The following is a 13082-nucleotide window of genomic DNA, read 5'->3' as shown; positions in this document are numbered from 1 at the left end:
GGATGACCGAGGCCCGCCTTCTAAAACGGGTCAATCACTGTAGAATTCGGGCCATGCGAAATACCTTGGTCGATCCCTTCGAAGACATTCCTCGCAGCGTGGTCGTGACCGCGAACGAATACGCGGCCGGCTCATCATTTCCCGTGCATGCGCATCGACGCGGTCAGTTCGCGTTTGCCTCTCGCGGCACGATCAGCGTGGCGACTCCGGAAGGCCGGTGGCTCGTGCCGCCGCAGCGAGCGTGCTGGGTGCCCGCCGGTGTAGCGCACGAAATGACGATGCGCGGGCCCGTCACCATGCTCAACGCTTTCGTGTCGCTGGAAGAAACGCGCGATGCGCAACTGCCGGCCCATTGTTGCGTCTACGGCGTTTCGGCCCTTCTCAAACAATTGCTCGAAGAGGCCATCGATTTGCCGGCCATGTACGACGTTGGTGGGCGTGCAGGCAAGCTGATGAGCCTGCTCGTGGCGGAGATAGCGTCAATGCCGCGACTCTCACTCCATGCGCCGTTGCCGAGTGATCCTCGTCTCGTTCGCGCGTGCCGGATGCTGCTTGACGCGCCATCGATCGCCGTCGGGCTGGACATGATGGCCGCCGAAGTCGGAATGAGCCGGCGAACGCTTACGCGGCTTTTTCGTGTAGAGACCGGCGTGAGTTTTGCGGAGTGGCGCCAGCAGGTCTGCCTGCTTTCTGCCATCGAGCGTTTGAGTGGAGGGGAGCCCGTGACTCGGGTTGCATTGGACCTTGGGTACGCGAGTCCTGGCGCGTTCTCATTCGCCTTTCGTCGCGTGCTGGGGGAAGCGCCGAGCCAATATCTGGAGACGTGACGAGCGGCGTGAAGGCGCAGCCGCTCGTTTTACGGCGTGCGAGCGCGGCATGCCCCTTCACTGCCCATTTTGCAACCTTCCAGATGACTGGATCGTCGACCGCAACGGCGCATAAATCGCGGTGCGAAATACCTAATCTGCGCCACCCGGGTATACGTTGATCATCTCCAGCCGCCACAGGGTCACGGTCGTGGCCGTCGCCCGTTTCGTCAAGCGTCATCCATAGCGTTCAGTGCTGCTGAAAGCGGTCGCGGCGATTGCCATGACTGCAGTTGCCGCACGCCGCCACCTGGCGCGGCACCCAACTCAGACCGGCTCGCGCGGCACCCGCGCATGCACCATTTAAGTGAATGCGACCCCAATTGTATCAAATCTCGTAATAATTGAAGGGGGCAATCCGGCGTCGATAATGTGGCGCAATCCGTCGATCGCCCGCTCCACAAGACATTGCGCCTACTGTTACGTTTTCGCGACAGTCATTTTTTTTCGTTTCTTGAGTTGCAGGGCGGTACCGTATTCTCCGGCGCGCAACAAAAAAGTACATCAATCCAAAAGAGACTACTGGTTACTGAATTACAGATGAAGAACACCAACATCAAGGCAAGCGTTATCGCGGTTGCCGCTTTCGCAGCATCCTCGGCAGCAATGGCACAGTCGTCGGTCACCCTGTACGGCATGCTCGACGCCGGTATCGGCTACACCTCCAACGTCGGCGGCCACTCGAAGGTCAGCCTCGACGGCGGCGCCTCAGGTTCGAACAAGTGGGGCATGCAGGGTCAGGAAGACCTCGGCGGCGGCTTCAAGGCAGTCTTCAAGCTCGAAAATGGCTTCAACATTGCCACCGGTGGCATTGGCGGCCAGGGCCCCATTGGCTCCTCGCGTTCGCTGTTCAACCGCCAGGCGTTCGTAGGCCTCACTTCGGACCAGTACGGTACCGTGCGTTTGGGTCGCCAGATCGACGCCGTGACGGAAATGGTTCAAGGCCTCACGGGCGACGCCATTTCGGCGTCGACGTTCTCGACCCCGGGCGACGTGGACAACAACGACAACACGACGAACCAGAACAACGCGGTGAAGTACATCTCGCCGGTTTTCCACGGCTTCCAGGCTGAAGGCGCGTACTCGTTCGGCGGCGTTGCCGGTGCTATGGGCTCGGGTCAGTCGTGGTCGGTGGCTGCGGACTACGATCAGGGTGGTCTGACGGTCGCTGGCGGCTACTTCCACGCCGCAAACCAGGGTGAGGCCGGCTGGCAGAACGCAACGGCACAACCGTCCTTCGGTGGTGCGCTGGGCTATCCGAGCTCGGGTTACTACGGCGGCAATGCGTTCAAGAGCGCGGGCATCGCTCAGATCGCCGGTCAATACCAGTTTGGTCCGTACACGGCCGGCCTGCGTTACTCGAACGCGCAGTACCAGGGCAACGACGGCCAACAGTCGATTCACTTCAACGTGCTGGGCGGCCTTCTGCAGTACCAGGCAACCCCGGCGCTGTCGCTGGCTGCGGGATACACGTACGTCTACGGTTCGCAAGCCACGCCTGCGCAAGCCGCTGAGGGCCGCACCATGGCTTCGATCAACCAGGTCTCGCTGGGTGCGACGTACGCGCTGTCGAAGCTCACGTCGGTCTACGCAATGGGTGCCTACGTTCATGCTCAGGGCGCTCAGGCTTCGGCTGCTGACTTCGGCAACACCGCATCGGGCGGCAACCAGGTTCAAGCCAACATTGGCATGTACCATCGGTTCTAATCGCAGGTTCGGAAGCGCGGGGTAGCAGACACGTTACCCAGTTAAAGAAGCGCTCCGCTTGTGAATCGCACCCCAAAAGTTGGACATTGATCCAACCTTTGGGGTGTTTTTTCACGAGGGTTTGCCAACACCCACCCGCATCGAAACCTCCACATCCCCGCCGAACGGAATCGAGAGATACCCATTCCCGGGTGCACGCACGCGCGCGAGATAGTCGGGGCTGTAAGCGGCATTGTCCGCGACGACGAACGCGCCCTGCGCAAGGCGCGACTCAACGAGGCTCAGCACGTCGCCGTAAAGCGCCTTCGCGCCATCGAGCAGCAGAAGCTCGATCGAATCGGGCAGGTCCACACTCAGCGTCTGCAAGGCATCGCCTTCGCGAATTTCCACGAGATCGAATAGTGCGCCGCTCATGAGATTTTCGCGGGCTCGCGCGATCTTGGACGGCTCGAATTCACACGTAATCAACCGGCCGCCGCCGTTGTCCCGCAGCGCCGCCGCGAGGTGCAGCGTGGAAATGCCAAACGACGTACCGAATTCGACGATGGTCCGCGCACGACCGCCGCGCGCCAGCATGTAGAGCAGCACGCCCGTTTCTCGCGAAACGGGAAGGGCAACGTCCTTCAGGCGGCCGTAGAAGTCGAGATAGTCCGTCTTGCTGTGCATCAGCCGTGTGCGTTCCTCGGGTGAGAGTGCGGCCACTGCGGAAATGGACGCCGGGGAAATGGCATCGGCTTCGTCGAACAGGCGATCCAGCAACGGCGCGAGTTGAGGCGAGGTCAATGTGTTCATGGAATTCTCCTTTCGCTAATGCAAAAACGGCGCGTAATTGCATAGCATGACTAAACATTAAAAAACGGCTTGATCGAGATTGGCAATCACACCAGTCAGTTGTCAAACGTGCCGCGATATTCGGGAGCGGCGTCCGCTCGAGTGTTCATTTCGAACATCACGCCGCCCGGCGCGCGGCAGAAAAAGCGTGACCCGCGGCCATTGTTGAAGATGCCGGTTTCCATGTGGACGCCCTCCGTCGTGAAGCGCTCATACAGGTCGCGCACGGCGTCGAGGCTCGGCAGCTCGAAGCCCACGTGGAAGTTCTCGGGCCACGCCGGCGCGTCGCCGCTTGCGTGGTCGATCACCACGTCGTAGCCGGGGCGCTTGAGGATAAACGACTGGTCCCACGCTCCCGCTATCGTGAATCCCAAATGGCGTTCGAAGAAGGCCGCCGTTGCGGCGGTATCGGAGGAGGGGAAGCTCAGGTGATTGAGCTTCATGGCTTGAATCACGTCATTCATCGTCGGTCTCTCATGGTGTGGCGGCGGCCCTGTGCCGTTACCGCCTGAGGACTTCAGAATATAAGCAAATGCTCACATTCGGCTACTCGCATTGGGTGCGCACGCGCCATGCGCGCAAAACCCCTGTGCCATAGCCGATTCAACGATGAAAGACAGCGGCCGCGCCAACGCGTGCTCGCATTCAGCGGCGCACGAGCGCCACGACGTAGACGCACGGGCCCTTGCCCGGATTGAAGAACGCGCACGCGGCAGGCGGCCCGAGCTGGAGGCAGTCGCCGGCTTCGAGCGTATGAACCTGCTCGCCTTCCTCGAATACCAGCGTGCCGCTGCGCACCCAGATCTGCTGATGCTGGAACGCAAACGCCGACGCTGGATACGCAACACGAACCCCGCCCGGCAACGCGATTTCCACGAGTTCGAGCATGCCGCCGTTGCGCGGCGAGACGGCGCGGCGCGTATAGCCGGTTTCGGGGTCTTGCCAGAGCTGCTGATCGGCGGCGCGGCTCAAGCGCTCGCCAGTTTGCTCGGCGAGCGCGAGGAGCATGGAAAGCTGCAGGCCAAAGGCGCCCGAAAGCCGGCCGAGCACGGTCGCCGTGGGGCTCGCTTCGCCTCGCTCGATCTTGCTGATCATGGCCTTGGAAACGCCCGAGCGCTCGGCCATGTCCGCGAGCGACCAGCCGCGCGATTCGCGCTCGATACGCACGCGCGTGGAAATGGCGGAGGTGGGATCGGTGAGCGGTCGGTTCATACCTGGAAGGTTGGCGTTGGGGCGCGAGCGAGTCGATTATACGGGGCCAGTCGCGGCGCGCTGTTTAGCAGATCGAACGGCATCCGAGTTAACCCGGATCAAATCCCGGTTTCATTAGTATCCGTTCGTCTACTATAGTAGATAGCATCGAGTGCGCCGAAAAGGAGCCGACATGCCGCGTGAAATCCGTCTGAACGCTTTCGACATGAACTGCGTGGGCCACATTCAGCAAGGCTTGTGGACGCATCCGCGCGACCAGTCGAGCCGCTATACGGAGCTGCAGTACTGGACCGACTACGCGAAGAAGCTCGAACGGGGCCTGTTCGACGGCATTTTTTTCGCGGATGTCGTGGGCGTGTACGACGTCTACGGCGGCAACGCGGATGCCGCGCTGCGCGGCGCGGTGCAGGTGCCGGTGAACGACCCTACGCTCGTCATTCCCGCCATGGCCGCGGTTACACAGCATCTGGGCTTTGGCGTGACGGCCAATCTCACCTATGAGCAGCCGTTTCTGTTTGCGCGGCGCATGTCCACGCTCGACCATCTCACGGGCGGGCGCATCGGCTGGAACATCGTCACAGGCTATCTCGATAGCGCCGCGCGCGCGATCGGCATGGACGGGCAGAACGCCCACGACGACCGTTACGATCTGGCCGACGAATACATGTCGCTCGTGTACAAGCTCTGGGAGGGCAGCTGGGACGACAATGCGGTGATCAACGACCGCGCGGGCGGTATTTACGCCGACCCGGCGCGCGTGCGCATGATTCATCATCGCGGGCCGCAGTACAAGGTGGATGCAATGCACCTGTGCGCACCGTCGCCGCAGCGCACGCCCGTGCTGTACCAGGCGGGATCGTCCACGCGCGGAAGGCGCTTTGCGGCGACGCACGCCGAGTGCGTGTTCATCAATGGTCAGAAGATGGACGGCGTGAAGGAGATCGTCGGAGACATTCGGCGCCAGGCGGTGCAACTCGGACGCGCGGCCGACGACGTGAAGGTCTTTCTTGGCGCCACGCTGATCGTCGGACGCACGGATAACGAAGCGCGCGAGAAGTTCGAAGACTACCGGCGCTACGTGAGTTCCGAAGCGGCGCTCGCGCACGCGGCGGCTTCGCTTGGCATCGACTTCGCGCGCTACGATCTCGACGAGCCGATCGAAACAGGCCAGAGCCAGGCGATTGTTTCCAACGTCGAAGCCATGACGCGCAGCGCCGGGCCGCAGTGGACGCGCCGCAAGCTGCTCGAGCAAATGGTGCTCGGCAGCCGCCAGGCGCCGTGGGTGGGCTCGGCGCAGCGCATTGCGGATACGCTGATCGAGTGGAGCGAAACGGCCGGCGTGGATGGCTTCAATCTTTCGCGCACGGTGGTGCCGGAGTGCTTCGACGACGTGGTCGAACTGCTGGTGCCGGAACTGCAAACGCGCGGCGCGTACAAGCGCGCGTATCGTGAGGGCACGCTGCGCGAAAAGCTCTCCGGCGGCGCGCGTCTGCCGGCCTCGCACGCGGCGGCACGGTATCGCGGCGCGCACGCCAACGACGCATGAGCATCGGACACTGAATTCCCGCTACGAGGAGACCGCGGCAAGCGGGCAAGAACATGGTAGACAAATCCCTCTTTCGCGACGCCATGGCAGGTCTTGGGGCCGCCGTGAACATCGTCACGACCGATGGCGACGCCGGGCGCGCCGGGTGCACGGCGTCCGCCGTATGCGGCGTGACGGACGAGCCGCCCACGCTGCTCGTCTGCATCAACCGCACGAGCCGCAACAACGCGATCCTGCGCGAGAACGGCCGGCTTTGCGTAAACGTGCTGGCGGCCGACCAGCGCGAGGTGGCCACGCGCTTCGCCACGAAAGACATCGACATGGACGAGCGTTTCGCGCTCGCCGACTGGTATCGGCTCGAAACGGGGGCGCCTGCGCTGCGCGGCGCGGTGAGTTCATTCGATTGCCACATTACGCGCACGACCGAAGTCGGCACGCACACGGTGTTTTTCTGCGAGATCAAGGCGGCACGCATGGTGGGCGGGCGTGACGGGCTGATCTGGTTCGGCCGCGCGTTTCATCGCGTGCTTGCGCAGGCGCACGCAGCGGCGGCGGTCTGAGCGTGGCGCGCACGCCTTCTCAAGGGGCTGGCGGTTCCCGTTCTCCTGACGAAACGGGGTCGCCTGGGCAAGGCGCGGCGCAACGCGGCAAGGCCGCATCGCTGGCGTTGCTGCTGCTTGCGCAAGTGGCGGCGATGGGCGTGTGGTTTTCGTCGAGCACGGTGGTGGCCCTCATCAAGCAGGCACACGCCATTGCCGCGTTCGATGAGGCGCTGCTCACGAGCGCCGTGCAGTGCGGCTTCGTAGCGGGCACCATCACTTCGGCGCTGCTTTCGCTGCCCGACCGCTACGATCTACGCAGGCTGCTCGCGGGCTCCGCGCTCGTGGCGGCCGTCGCTACCGCCTCGCTCGCGTTCCTGCCGCCGGTTGGCGGCGCGGTCGTCGCGCTGCGCTTCGTCACCGGCATGTGCATGGCGGGCGTGTATCCGGTCGGCATGCGGCTCGCGGCCACCTGGGCGAAGGGCGATCTCGGCCTGCTCGTTGGCCTCCTCGTCGGCGCGCTCACGCTCGGCTCGGCGAGCCCGCATTTGCTGGCCGCGACGGGCGGGCTCGACTGGCGCACGATCTATGGCGTCGCCGCCGCATGCGCGGCGTGCGCCGCAGTGCTGATCGGCTTTGCGGGCATCGGGCCGAATATCCGGCGCGCCACGCGCATCGACTTCGCGAAGGTCACGCAGGCGTGGCGCAAGCCCGCCTTGCGGCTCGCCAATCTCGGCTATCTCGGCCACATGTGGGAGCTTTACGCGATGTGGGCGTGGCTCGCGCTGTTTCTTCAGCAAACCTTTATCGCACGTGGCATGGCCAACGCCCGCACGCGCGCGGAATGGATGACCTTCAGCGTGATCGCGATCGGCGCGGCAGGCGCGTGGCTAGGCGGCGTGCTGGCGGATCGCGTGGGGCGCACGGCCGTCACGGTGGGCGCCATGGCGACGAGCGCAATGTGCGCGGCGCTCATGGGCTGGCTGGCCAACGCGCCGCTTGCCGTAATGGGGGCCGTCGCGCTCGTGTGGGGCGTCTCGGTGATCGCCGATTCCGCGCAGTTTTCGGCGAGCGTGGCCGAACTGGCCGATCCGGACTCGGTCGGCACGCTGCTGACCGCGCAAACCTGCGCGGGCTTTTTGCTCACGCTGGTGAGCATTCATCTCGTGCCTTACGCGGTGGCGTGGCTCGGATGGCGGGGCGGCTTCGGCATGCTGGCCGTGGGGCCGGCGCTTGGTTGCGTCGCGATGCTGCGCTTGCGCCGTCATCCCGACGCGGTGAGGCTTGCGGGCGGGCGGCGTTGAGGATCGAGTCAGCACGTGCCGTGCGCTGATACGGTCGATCAAAGCGAAAACTCGCGAATCGTTGCGCGCGCATGCATCTATCAGGACACGCCCGCCGCGACGCCGCGAGAACCGGTGGAATTCAAGTCCGGTTGTGGCTCCACCGCAGCCATAACCCGTGGATCTTTTCACGGAGCCACGGCTACGTTACCTTTGTGCGGATACCCTATCTGTCTCGCGCAAGAGGAGCTTGTCACGCATGTCAGCAAGACTGAACGAATTCCAGCAGCCCATTGGCGACCCGGTAACCGGCTGGCAGCCGCGCGAGCGGCCCGCGCGTGTGACGATCGAAGGTCAGTTCTGCCGCATCGAGCCCATTGACCTCGACCGGCATGCCGCCGATCTCTTCGAAGCGTACGGCGCGGCGGCCGACGGGCGCGACTGGACCTATCTGTTCGCCGAGCCGTTCACCGACTTCGCGGCGTTTCGCGAGTACCTCGCGAAAGCGGCCGCATCGAGCGACCCGTTCCATTACGCTGTGATCGACCGCGCGAGCGGCAAGGCTGTGGGCACGTTCGCGCTCATGCGCATCGAGCCGGTGCATGGCGTGATCGAAGTGGGTAGCGTGACGTTTTCGCCGCGCCTGAAGCAAACGCCGGTTTCGACCGAGGCGCAGTACCTGCTGATGCGCTACGCGTTCGACGACCTGGGCTATCGGCGCTACGAATGGAAATGCGACAGCCTGAACGCGCCTTCGCGCAAGACGGCGCTGCGTCTGGGCTTCCAGTTCGAGGGCATTTTCCGCCAGGCGATCGTGTACAAGGGCCGCAACCGCGACACCGCGTGGTTCGCCATCATCGACCAGGACTGGCCGCTCGTGAAAGCCGCGTTCGAGAAGTGGCTCTCGAAAGACAACTTCGACGCTCACGGCAAGCAGCGCGCCTCGCTTGCCAGCTTGAGAGACCCGGCGGCGTCCTGAATGTCCGCGGCGATCCTGATCCGCGACGTCGCGCCCGCCGACCGCGACGCGTGGTTCCACCTTTGGGCCGGCTACAACGCGTTCTACGCAACGCGCGTCGCGCCGCACATCAGCGAGCGAACATGGCAGCGCATGCTCGATGCGAACGCGCCGCTGTTCGCGCGCGTGGCTGAAGTCGAGGGAAAGCTGGCGGGATTCAGCCTCTGCGTGCTGCACGAAGGCACATGGGTGGACGCGCCCATCTGCTATCTGGAAGACCTGTTCGTCGATCCCGGCTGCCGCGGCCAGGGCATAGGCAGGCGGCTCATCGAAGACCTCATCGCACTGGCGCGCTCGCGCGCATGGTCGCGCCTTTACTGGCACACGCGCGAGGACAATCCCGCGCGCAAGCTCTACGACGAATTCGCGCAAGCCGACGATTTTGTGCGTTATCGATTGCAGTTCTGAACCCGGCGCGCGGATACGCGCAAACGGCGGCTTCGCGCGGAGGCTTGAACGCGCGGGCCGGCGTTCCCACGTCTCGCGTGTGATAGATAGGATTGTAACGAGTATTGTCACAATCGTTTCATCGGTATAGGATGGGTGCGAATAAACCACCACGGTTTGATGTGCATTGCACAAATTCGCCTCCCAGCCTATGTCAGAAGCCTCAACGAACTCGCTCGTCGTGCTGCGCGGCGCGCCCGCCCAGCACGCTGCGCATGGCGCGCGCAACGCCGGCGTGGCGTTCGACGCGGCGTGGCTCGACGCCTTGCGCGTCAACCAGTCCGCCGTCGAGCGGCGCACGGCCACGCTCGGCACGCGCCGCGCGGTCAAGAAGGACGCGCAGGCCGCGTGGCTCCTGAAGGCCATCACCTGCATCGATCTCACCACGCTCAACGGCGACGACACCGAGGGCCGTGTGCGGCGCCTATGCACGAAGGCGCGCCACCCCGTGCGCGCCGACCTGCTGGCCGCGCTCGGCTTCGCGCCCGAGGCCATCACCACGGGCGCGGTGTGCGTGTACCACCGCTTCGTCGCGGCGGCCGTGGACGCGCTGGCGGGCAGCGGCATACCCGTTGCGGCGGTGTCCACCGGCTTTCCTGCCGGCCTCAATCCGCACGCGCTCAAGCTCAAGGAAATCGAGGCCTCCGTTAAGGACGGCGCCGAGGAAATCGACATCGTCGTGACGCGCGAGTACGTGCTCACCGGCAACTGGCGCGCGCTTTACGACGAAGTGCGCGAATTCCGCGCGGCGTGCGGCGACGCGCACCTGAAGGCGATTCTCGCCACCGGCGACATTCGCGTGCTGTCGAACATTGCCCGCGCTTCGATGGTCTGCATGATGGCGGGCGCGGACTTCATCAAGACGTCTACGGGCAAGGAAGGCACCAATGCCACGCTCGACGTTTCGCTCGTCATGGTGCGCATGATCCGCGAATACCGCGAGCGCACCGGCGCGCTGGTGGGCTTCAAGCCCGCGGGCGGCGTCTCGAACGCCAAAACCGCGCTTGCGTACCAGATCCTCATGAAGGAAGAGCTGGGGCGGCCCTGGCTCGAGCCGGAGCTGTTCCGCTTCGGCGCGTCGAGCCTGCTTGCCGACATCGAGCGCCAGCTCGAACACCACGTGAGCGGCCGCTATTCCGCCTTCCACCGCCACCCCGTAGCCTGAGCAGACCATACCGATGAGCGTAGCCGAGTACTTCCGAACGATGGATTACGGTCCCGCCCCCGAGGACGATCAGCCCGTGCGCGCCTGGCTTGCGCAGCACGAAGCCACGTTCGGGCATTTCATTGATGGCGCATGGCGCGAAAGTGGCGATGGTGCGCGCTTCGAAGTGCGCGCGCCGGCCACCGGCGAGGCGCTCGCCGCCGTTGCGCAAGGCGGCGCGGCCGATGTGGCGGCGGCCGTGGCGGCAGCGCGCGCGGCGCAGCCCGAGTGGTACGCCATGGGCGGCGCGGTGCGGGCGCGCCATCTCTACGCGCTTTCGCGCATGGTGCAGCGGCACAGCCGCCTCTTTGCCGTGCTCGAAGCGCTCGACAACGGCAAGCCGATTCGCGAGGCGCGCGATATCGACATTCCGCTCGTGGCGCGCCATTTCCTCCATCACGCTGGCTGGGCGCAGCTTCAGGAGAACGAACTGCCTGGCTGGTCGCCGCTTGGTGTGATCGGTCAGATCGTGCCGTGGAACTTTCCGCTACTGATGCTCGCGTGGAAAGTGGCGCCCGCTATCGCGCTCGGCAACTGCGTGGTGCTCAAGCCCGCCGAATACACGCCGCTCACCGCGCTCCTGTTCGCCGAACTGGCGCATCGCGCGGGGCTGCCCAAGGGCGTGCTCAACGTGGTGACGGGCGACGGCAGCACGGGCGCGGCGCTCGTCGAGCATCCGGGCGTCGACAAGATCGCCTTTACCGGCTCGACCGAAGTGGGCCGCCTCATCCGTACCGCGACGGCCGGCACGGGCAAGTCGCTCACGCTCGAACTGGGCGGCAAGTCGCCGTTCATCGTCTTCGACGACGCCGACCTCGACGGCGCGGTGGAAGGCGTGGTGGACGCCATCTGGTTCAACCAGGGCCAGGTGTGCTGCGCGGGTTCGCGCCTGCTCGTGCAGGAGGGCGTGGAAGCGCGCTTTATCGAAAAGCTCAAGCGCCGCATGGCGACGCTGCGCGTGGGGCCTTCGCTCGACAAGGGCATCGACATTGGCGCGATCGTCGATCCGGTGCAGCTCGAACGCATCGAGTCGCTCGTGGAAGCCGGGCGGCGCGAAGGCTGCAACGTGTGGCAGCCGCGCGAAGTCGAGCTGCCGTCGGGCGGCTGTTTCTATCCGCCCACGCTAGTTACGGGCGTGGGACCGGCGTCGACGCTCGCGCAGGAAGAAATCTTCGGGCCGGTGCTCGCGGCTATGAGCTTTCGCACGCCGGAAGAGGCCGTGGCGCTCGCGAACAACTCGCGCTATGGACTCGCCGCGAGCGTGTGGAGCGAAACGATCGGGCGCGCGCTCGACATCGCGCCGCGCCTGCAATGCGGCGTGGTGTGGATCAACGCAACAAACCTCTTCGACGCGAGCGTGGGCTTTGGCGGCTACCGCGAATCGGGCTTCGGGCGCGAAGGCGGCCGCGAAGGCGTGTTCGAATATCTGAAGCCCGCAGCCTGGAGCACGCTGCCGATGCGCGCGCAACGCAAGGCGCGCTCGCCCGCACAAGACTTTGCGCATGCAGGCACAGGTCTCGATCGCACTGCGAAGCTTTTCATCGGCGGCAAGCAGGTGCGGCCCGATAGCGGTTATTCGCACGCCGTGTACGCGCCCAATGGCGAGTGGGTGGGCGAAGTTGGCGCGGGTAGCCGCAAGGACGTGCGCGACGCCGTTGCCGCCGCGCGTGGTGCGAGCAAATGGACGCAGATGAGCACGCACGCTCGCGCCCAGGTGCTCTACTACCTCGCGGAAAATCTGAGCGCGCGCGCCGAAGAATTCGCGCGGCAACTTTCGCGCCGCGCGGGACATGACGCGCGCGCGGCCGAGCGTGAAGTGGAAATGGCCATCGACCGGCTATTCAGCTACGCGGCGTGGGCCGACAAGTTCGATGGCGCGGTGCATACGCCGCCGTTGCGCGGCGTTGCGCTCGCGATGCACGAGGCGCTAGGCGTGGTCGGCATCGCCTGCCCCGACGAAGCGCCGCTGCTTGGCTTCGTTTCGCTCATCGCGCCGGCGCTCGCAATGGGCAACCGCGTGGTGGCGCTGGCGAGCGAGGCATGCCCGCTGGCGGCAACGGATTTTTATCAGGTCGTGGAGACTTCGGATGTGCCCGCGGGTGCGCTCAACATTCTGACCGGCGAGCGTGCTGCGCTGCTGCCGGCGCTGGCGAAGCACGACGACGTGGACGCGCTCTGGTGCTTCGGCACGGCGGCCGATTCGTCCCTTGTGGAGCGCGAATCGGTCGGCAACCTGAAGCGCACCTTCGTCGATCATGGCCGCGAGGTTGACTGGTTCGACCGGACGAGCGCAGGATTGCCGTTCCTGCGCCAGGCCGTGCAGGTGAAGAACATCTGGATACCGTACGGCGACTGAGCGTTTCGAACAAGAGAACGCCAAAGGGCATCACTAAGCGCTGAAGCGCCAAGTGCTGCCGACAGCTTTGCAT

At 64.9% G+C, this 13082-nt stretch carries 10 protein-coding genes and 1 pseudogene; 8 read left to right on the top strand and 3 right to left on the bottom strand.

Annotated elements, in window-relative coordinates:
* The first annotated feature begins 53 nt into the window (after positions 1-53).
* Positions 54-827 carry a helix-turn-helix transcriptional regulator gene (locus U5A57_RS03185; protein WP_321908578.1) on the top strand — a complete coding sequence of 258 codons (774 nt, stop codon included), beginning with the start codon at positions 54-56 and terminating at the stop codon, positions 825-827.
* A gap of 579 nt (positions 828-1406) precedes the next feature.
* On the top strand, positions 1407-2573 hold the full coding sequence (locus tag U5A57_RS03180; RefSeq protein WP_321908120.1) for a porin: 1167 nt from the start codon (positions 1407-1409) through the stop codon (positions 2571-2573).
* Positions 2574-2684: 111 nt separating this feature from the next.
* On the opposite strand, the gene U5A57_RS03175 is transcribed toward U5A57_RS03180, so the two are convergent.
* From U5A57_RS03175 to U5A57_RS03165, 3 genes are all read right to left on the bottom strand, one after another.
* Positions 2685-3365, bottom strand: a complete 681-nt coding sequence (locus U5A57_RS03175) for an O-methyltransferase (protein WP_321908118.1) — start codon at positions 3363-3365, stop codon at positions 2685-2687.
* 95 nt (positions 3366-3460) lie between these two features.
* The gene (locus U5A57_RS03170; protein WP_321908117.1) at positions 3461-3868 is read right to left on the bottom strand and encodes a VOC family protein; all 408 of its coding nucleotides are present in this window, start codon (positions 3866-3868) and stop codon (positions 3461-3463) included.
* Positions 3869-4049: 181 nt separating this feature from the next.
* Entirely contained in the window at positions 4050-4616 is a 567-nt protein-coding gene (locus tag U5A57_RS03165) for an XRE family transcriptional regulator (RefSeq protein ID WP_321908116.1), read from the bottom strand.
* 172 nt (positions 4617-4788) lie between these two features.
* On the opposite strand from U5A57_RS03165, the gene U5A57_RS03160 reads away from it, so the two are divergent.
* From U5A57_RS03160 to U5A57_RS03135, 6 genes and pseudogenes are all read left to right on the top strand, one after another.
* On the top strand, positions 4789-6162 hold the full coding sequence (locus U5A57_RS03160; RefSeq protein ID WP_321908115.1) for an LLM class flavin-dependent oxidoreductase: 1374 nt from the start codon (positions 4789-4791) through the stop codon (positions 6160-6162).
* Between the two features lie 53 nt (positions 6163-6215).
* Entirely contained in the window at positions 6216-6722 is a 507-nt protein-coding gene (locus U5A57_RS03155; RefSeq protein WP_321908113.1) for a flavin reductase, read from the top strand.
* Between the two features lie 2 nt (positions 6723-6724).
* The gene (locus U5A57_RS03150; RefSeq protein ID WP_321908111.1) at positions 6725-8005 is read left to right on the top strand and encodes an MFS transporter; all 1281 of its coding nucleotides are present in this window, start codon (positions 6725-6727) and stop codon (positions 8003-8005) included.
* 238 nt (positions 8006-8243) lie between these two features.
* Positions 8244-9410: pseudogene (locus tag U5A57_RS03145) on the top strand (GNAT family N-acetyltransferase).
* 190 nt (positions 9411-9600) lie between these two features.
* Complete coding sequence (deoC, locus tag U5A57_RS03140) at positions 9601-10614, top strand: deoxyribose-phosphate aldolase (RefSeq protein WP_321908109.1); 1014 nt, start codon at positions 9601-9603, stop codon at positions 10612-10614.
* Between the two features lie 13 nt (positions 10615-10627).
* Positions 10628-13009, top strand: coding sequence for an aldehyde dehydrogenase family protein (locus U5A57_RS03135; protein WP_321908107.1), 2382 nt, complete (start codon positions 10628-10630; stop codon positions 13007-13009).
* Positions 13010-13082 lie beyond the last annotated feature (73 nt).

This window comes from Paraburkholderia sp. J11-2 (genome assembly GCF_905220185.1).
In the GTDB taxonomy this organism is placed as follows: Bacteria; Pseudomonadota; Gammaproteobacteria; order Burkholderiales; family Burkholderiaceae; genus Paraburkholderia.
The sequence above is the reverse complement of the archived record's forward strand: the minus strand, read 5'-3'. Positions and strand labels throughout refer to the sequence as shown.

What these genes read in the sequence shown, in the direction of transcription:
- U5A57_RS03180 (WP_321908120.1), top strand. Translation starts at nt 1,407, where the DNA reads ATGAAGAACACCAACATCAAGGCAAGCGTTATCGCGGTTGCCGCTTTC.
- U5A57_RS03135 (WP_321908107.1), top strand. Translation starts at nt 10,628, where the DNA reads ATGAGCGTAGCCGAGTACTTCCGAACGATGGATTACGGTCCCGCCCCC.
- U5A57_RS03165 (WP_321908116.1), bottom strand. Translation starts at nt 4,616, where the DNA reads ATGAACCGACCGCTCACCGATCCCACCTCCGCCATTTCCACGCGCGTG.
- U5A57_RS03175 (WP_321908118.1), bottom strand. Translation starts at nt 3,365, where the DNA reads ATGAACACATTGACCTCGCCTCAACTCGCGCCGTTGCTGGATCGCCTG.
- U5A57_RS03155 (WP_321908113.1), top strand. Translation starts at nt 6,216, where the DNA reads ATGGTAGACAAATCCCTCTTTCGCGACGCCATGGCAGGTCTTGGGGCC.
- U5A57_RS03170 (WP_321908117.1), bottom strand. Translation starts at nt 3,868, where the DNA reads ATGAATGACGTGATTCAAGCCATGAAGCTCAATCACCTGAGCTTCCCC.
- U5A57_RS03185 (WP_321908578.1), top strand. Translation starts at nt 54, where the DNA reads ATGCGAAATACCTTGGTCGATCCCTTCGAAGACATTCCTCGCAGCGTG.
- deoC (WP_321908109.1), top strand. Translation starts at nt 9,601, where the DNA reads ATGTCAGAAGCCTCAACGAACTCGCTCGTCGTGCTGCGCGGCGCGCCC.
- U5A57_RS03160 (WP_321908115.1), top strand. Translation starts at nt 4,789, where the DNA reads ATGCCGCGTGAAATCCGTCTGAACGCTTTCGACATGAACTGCGTGGGC.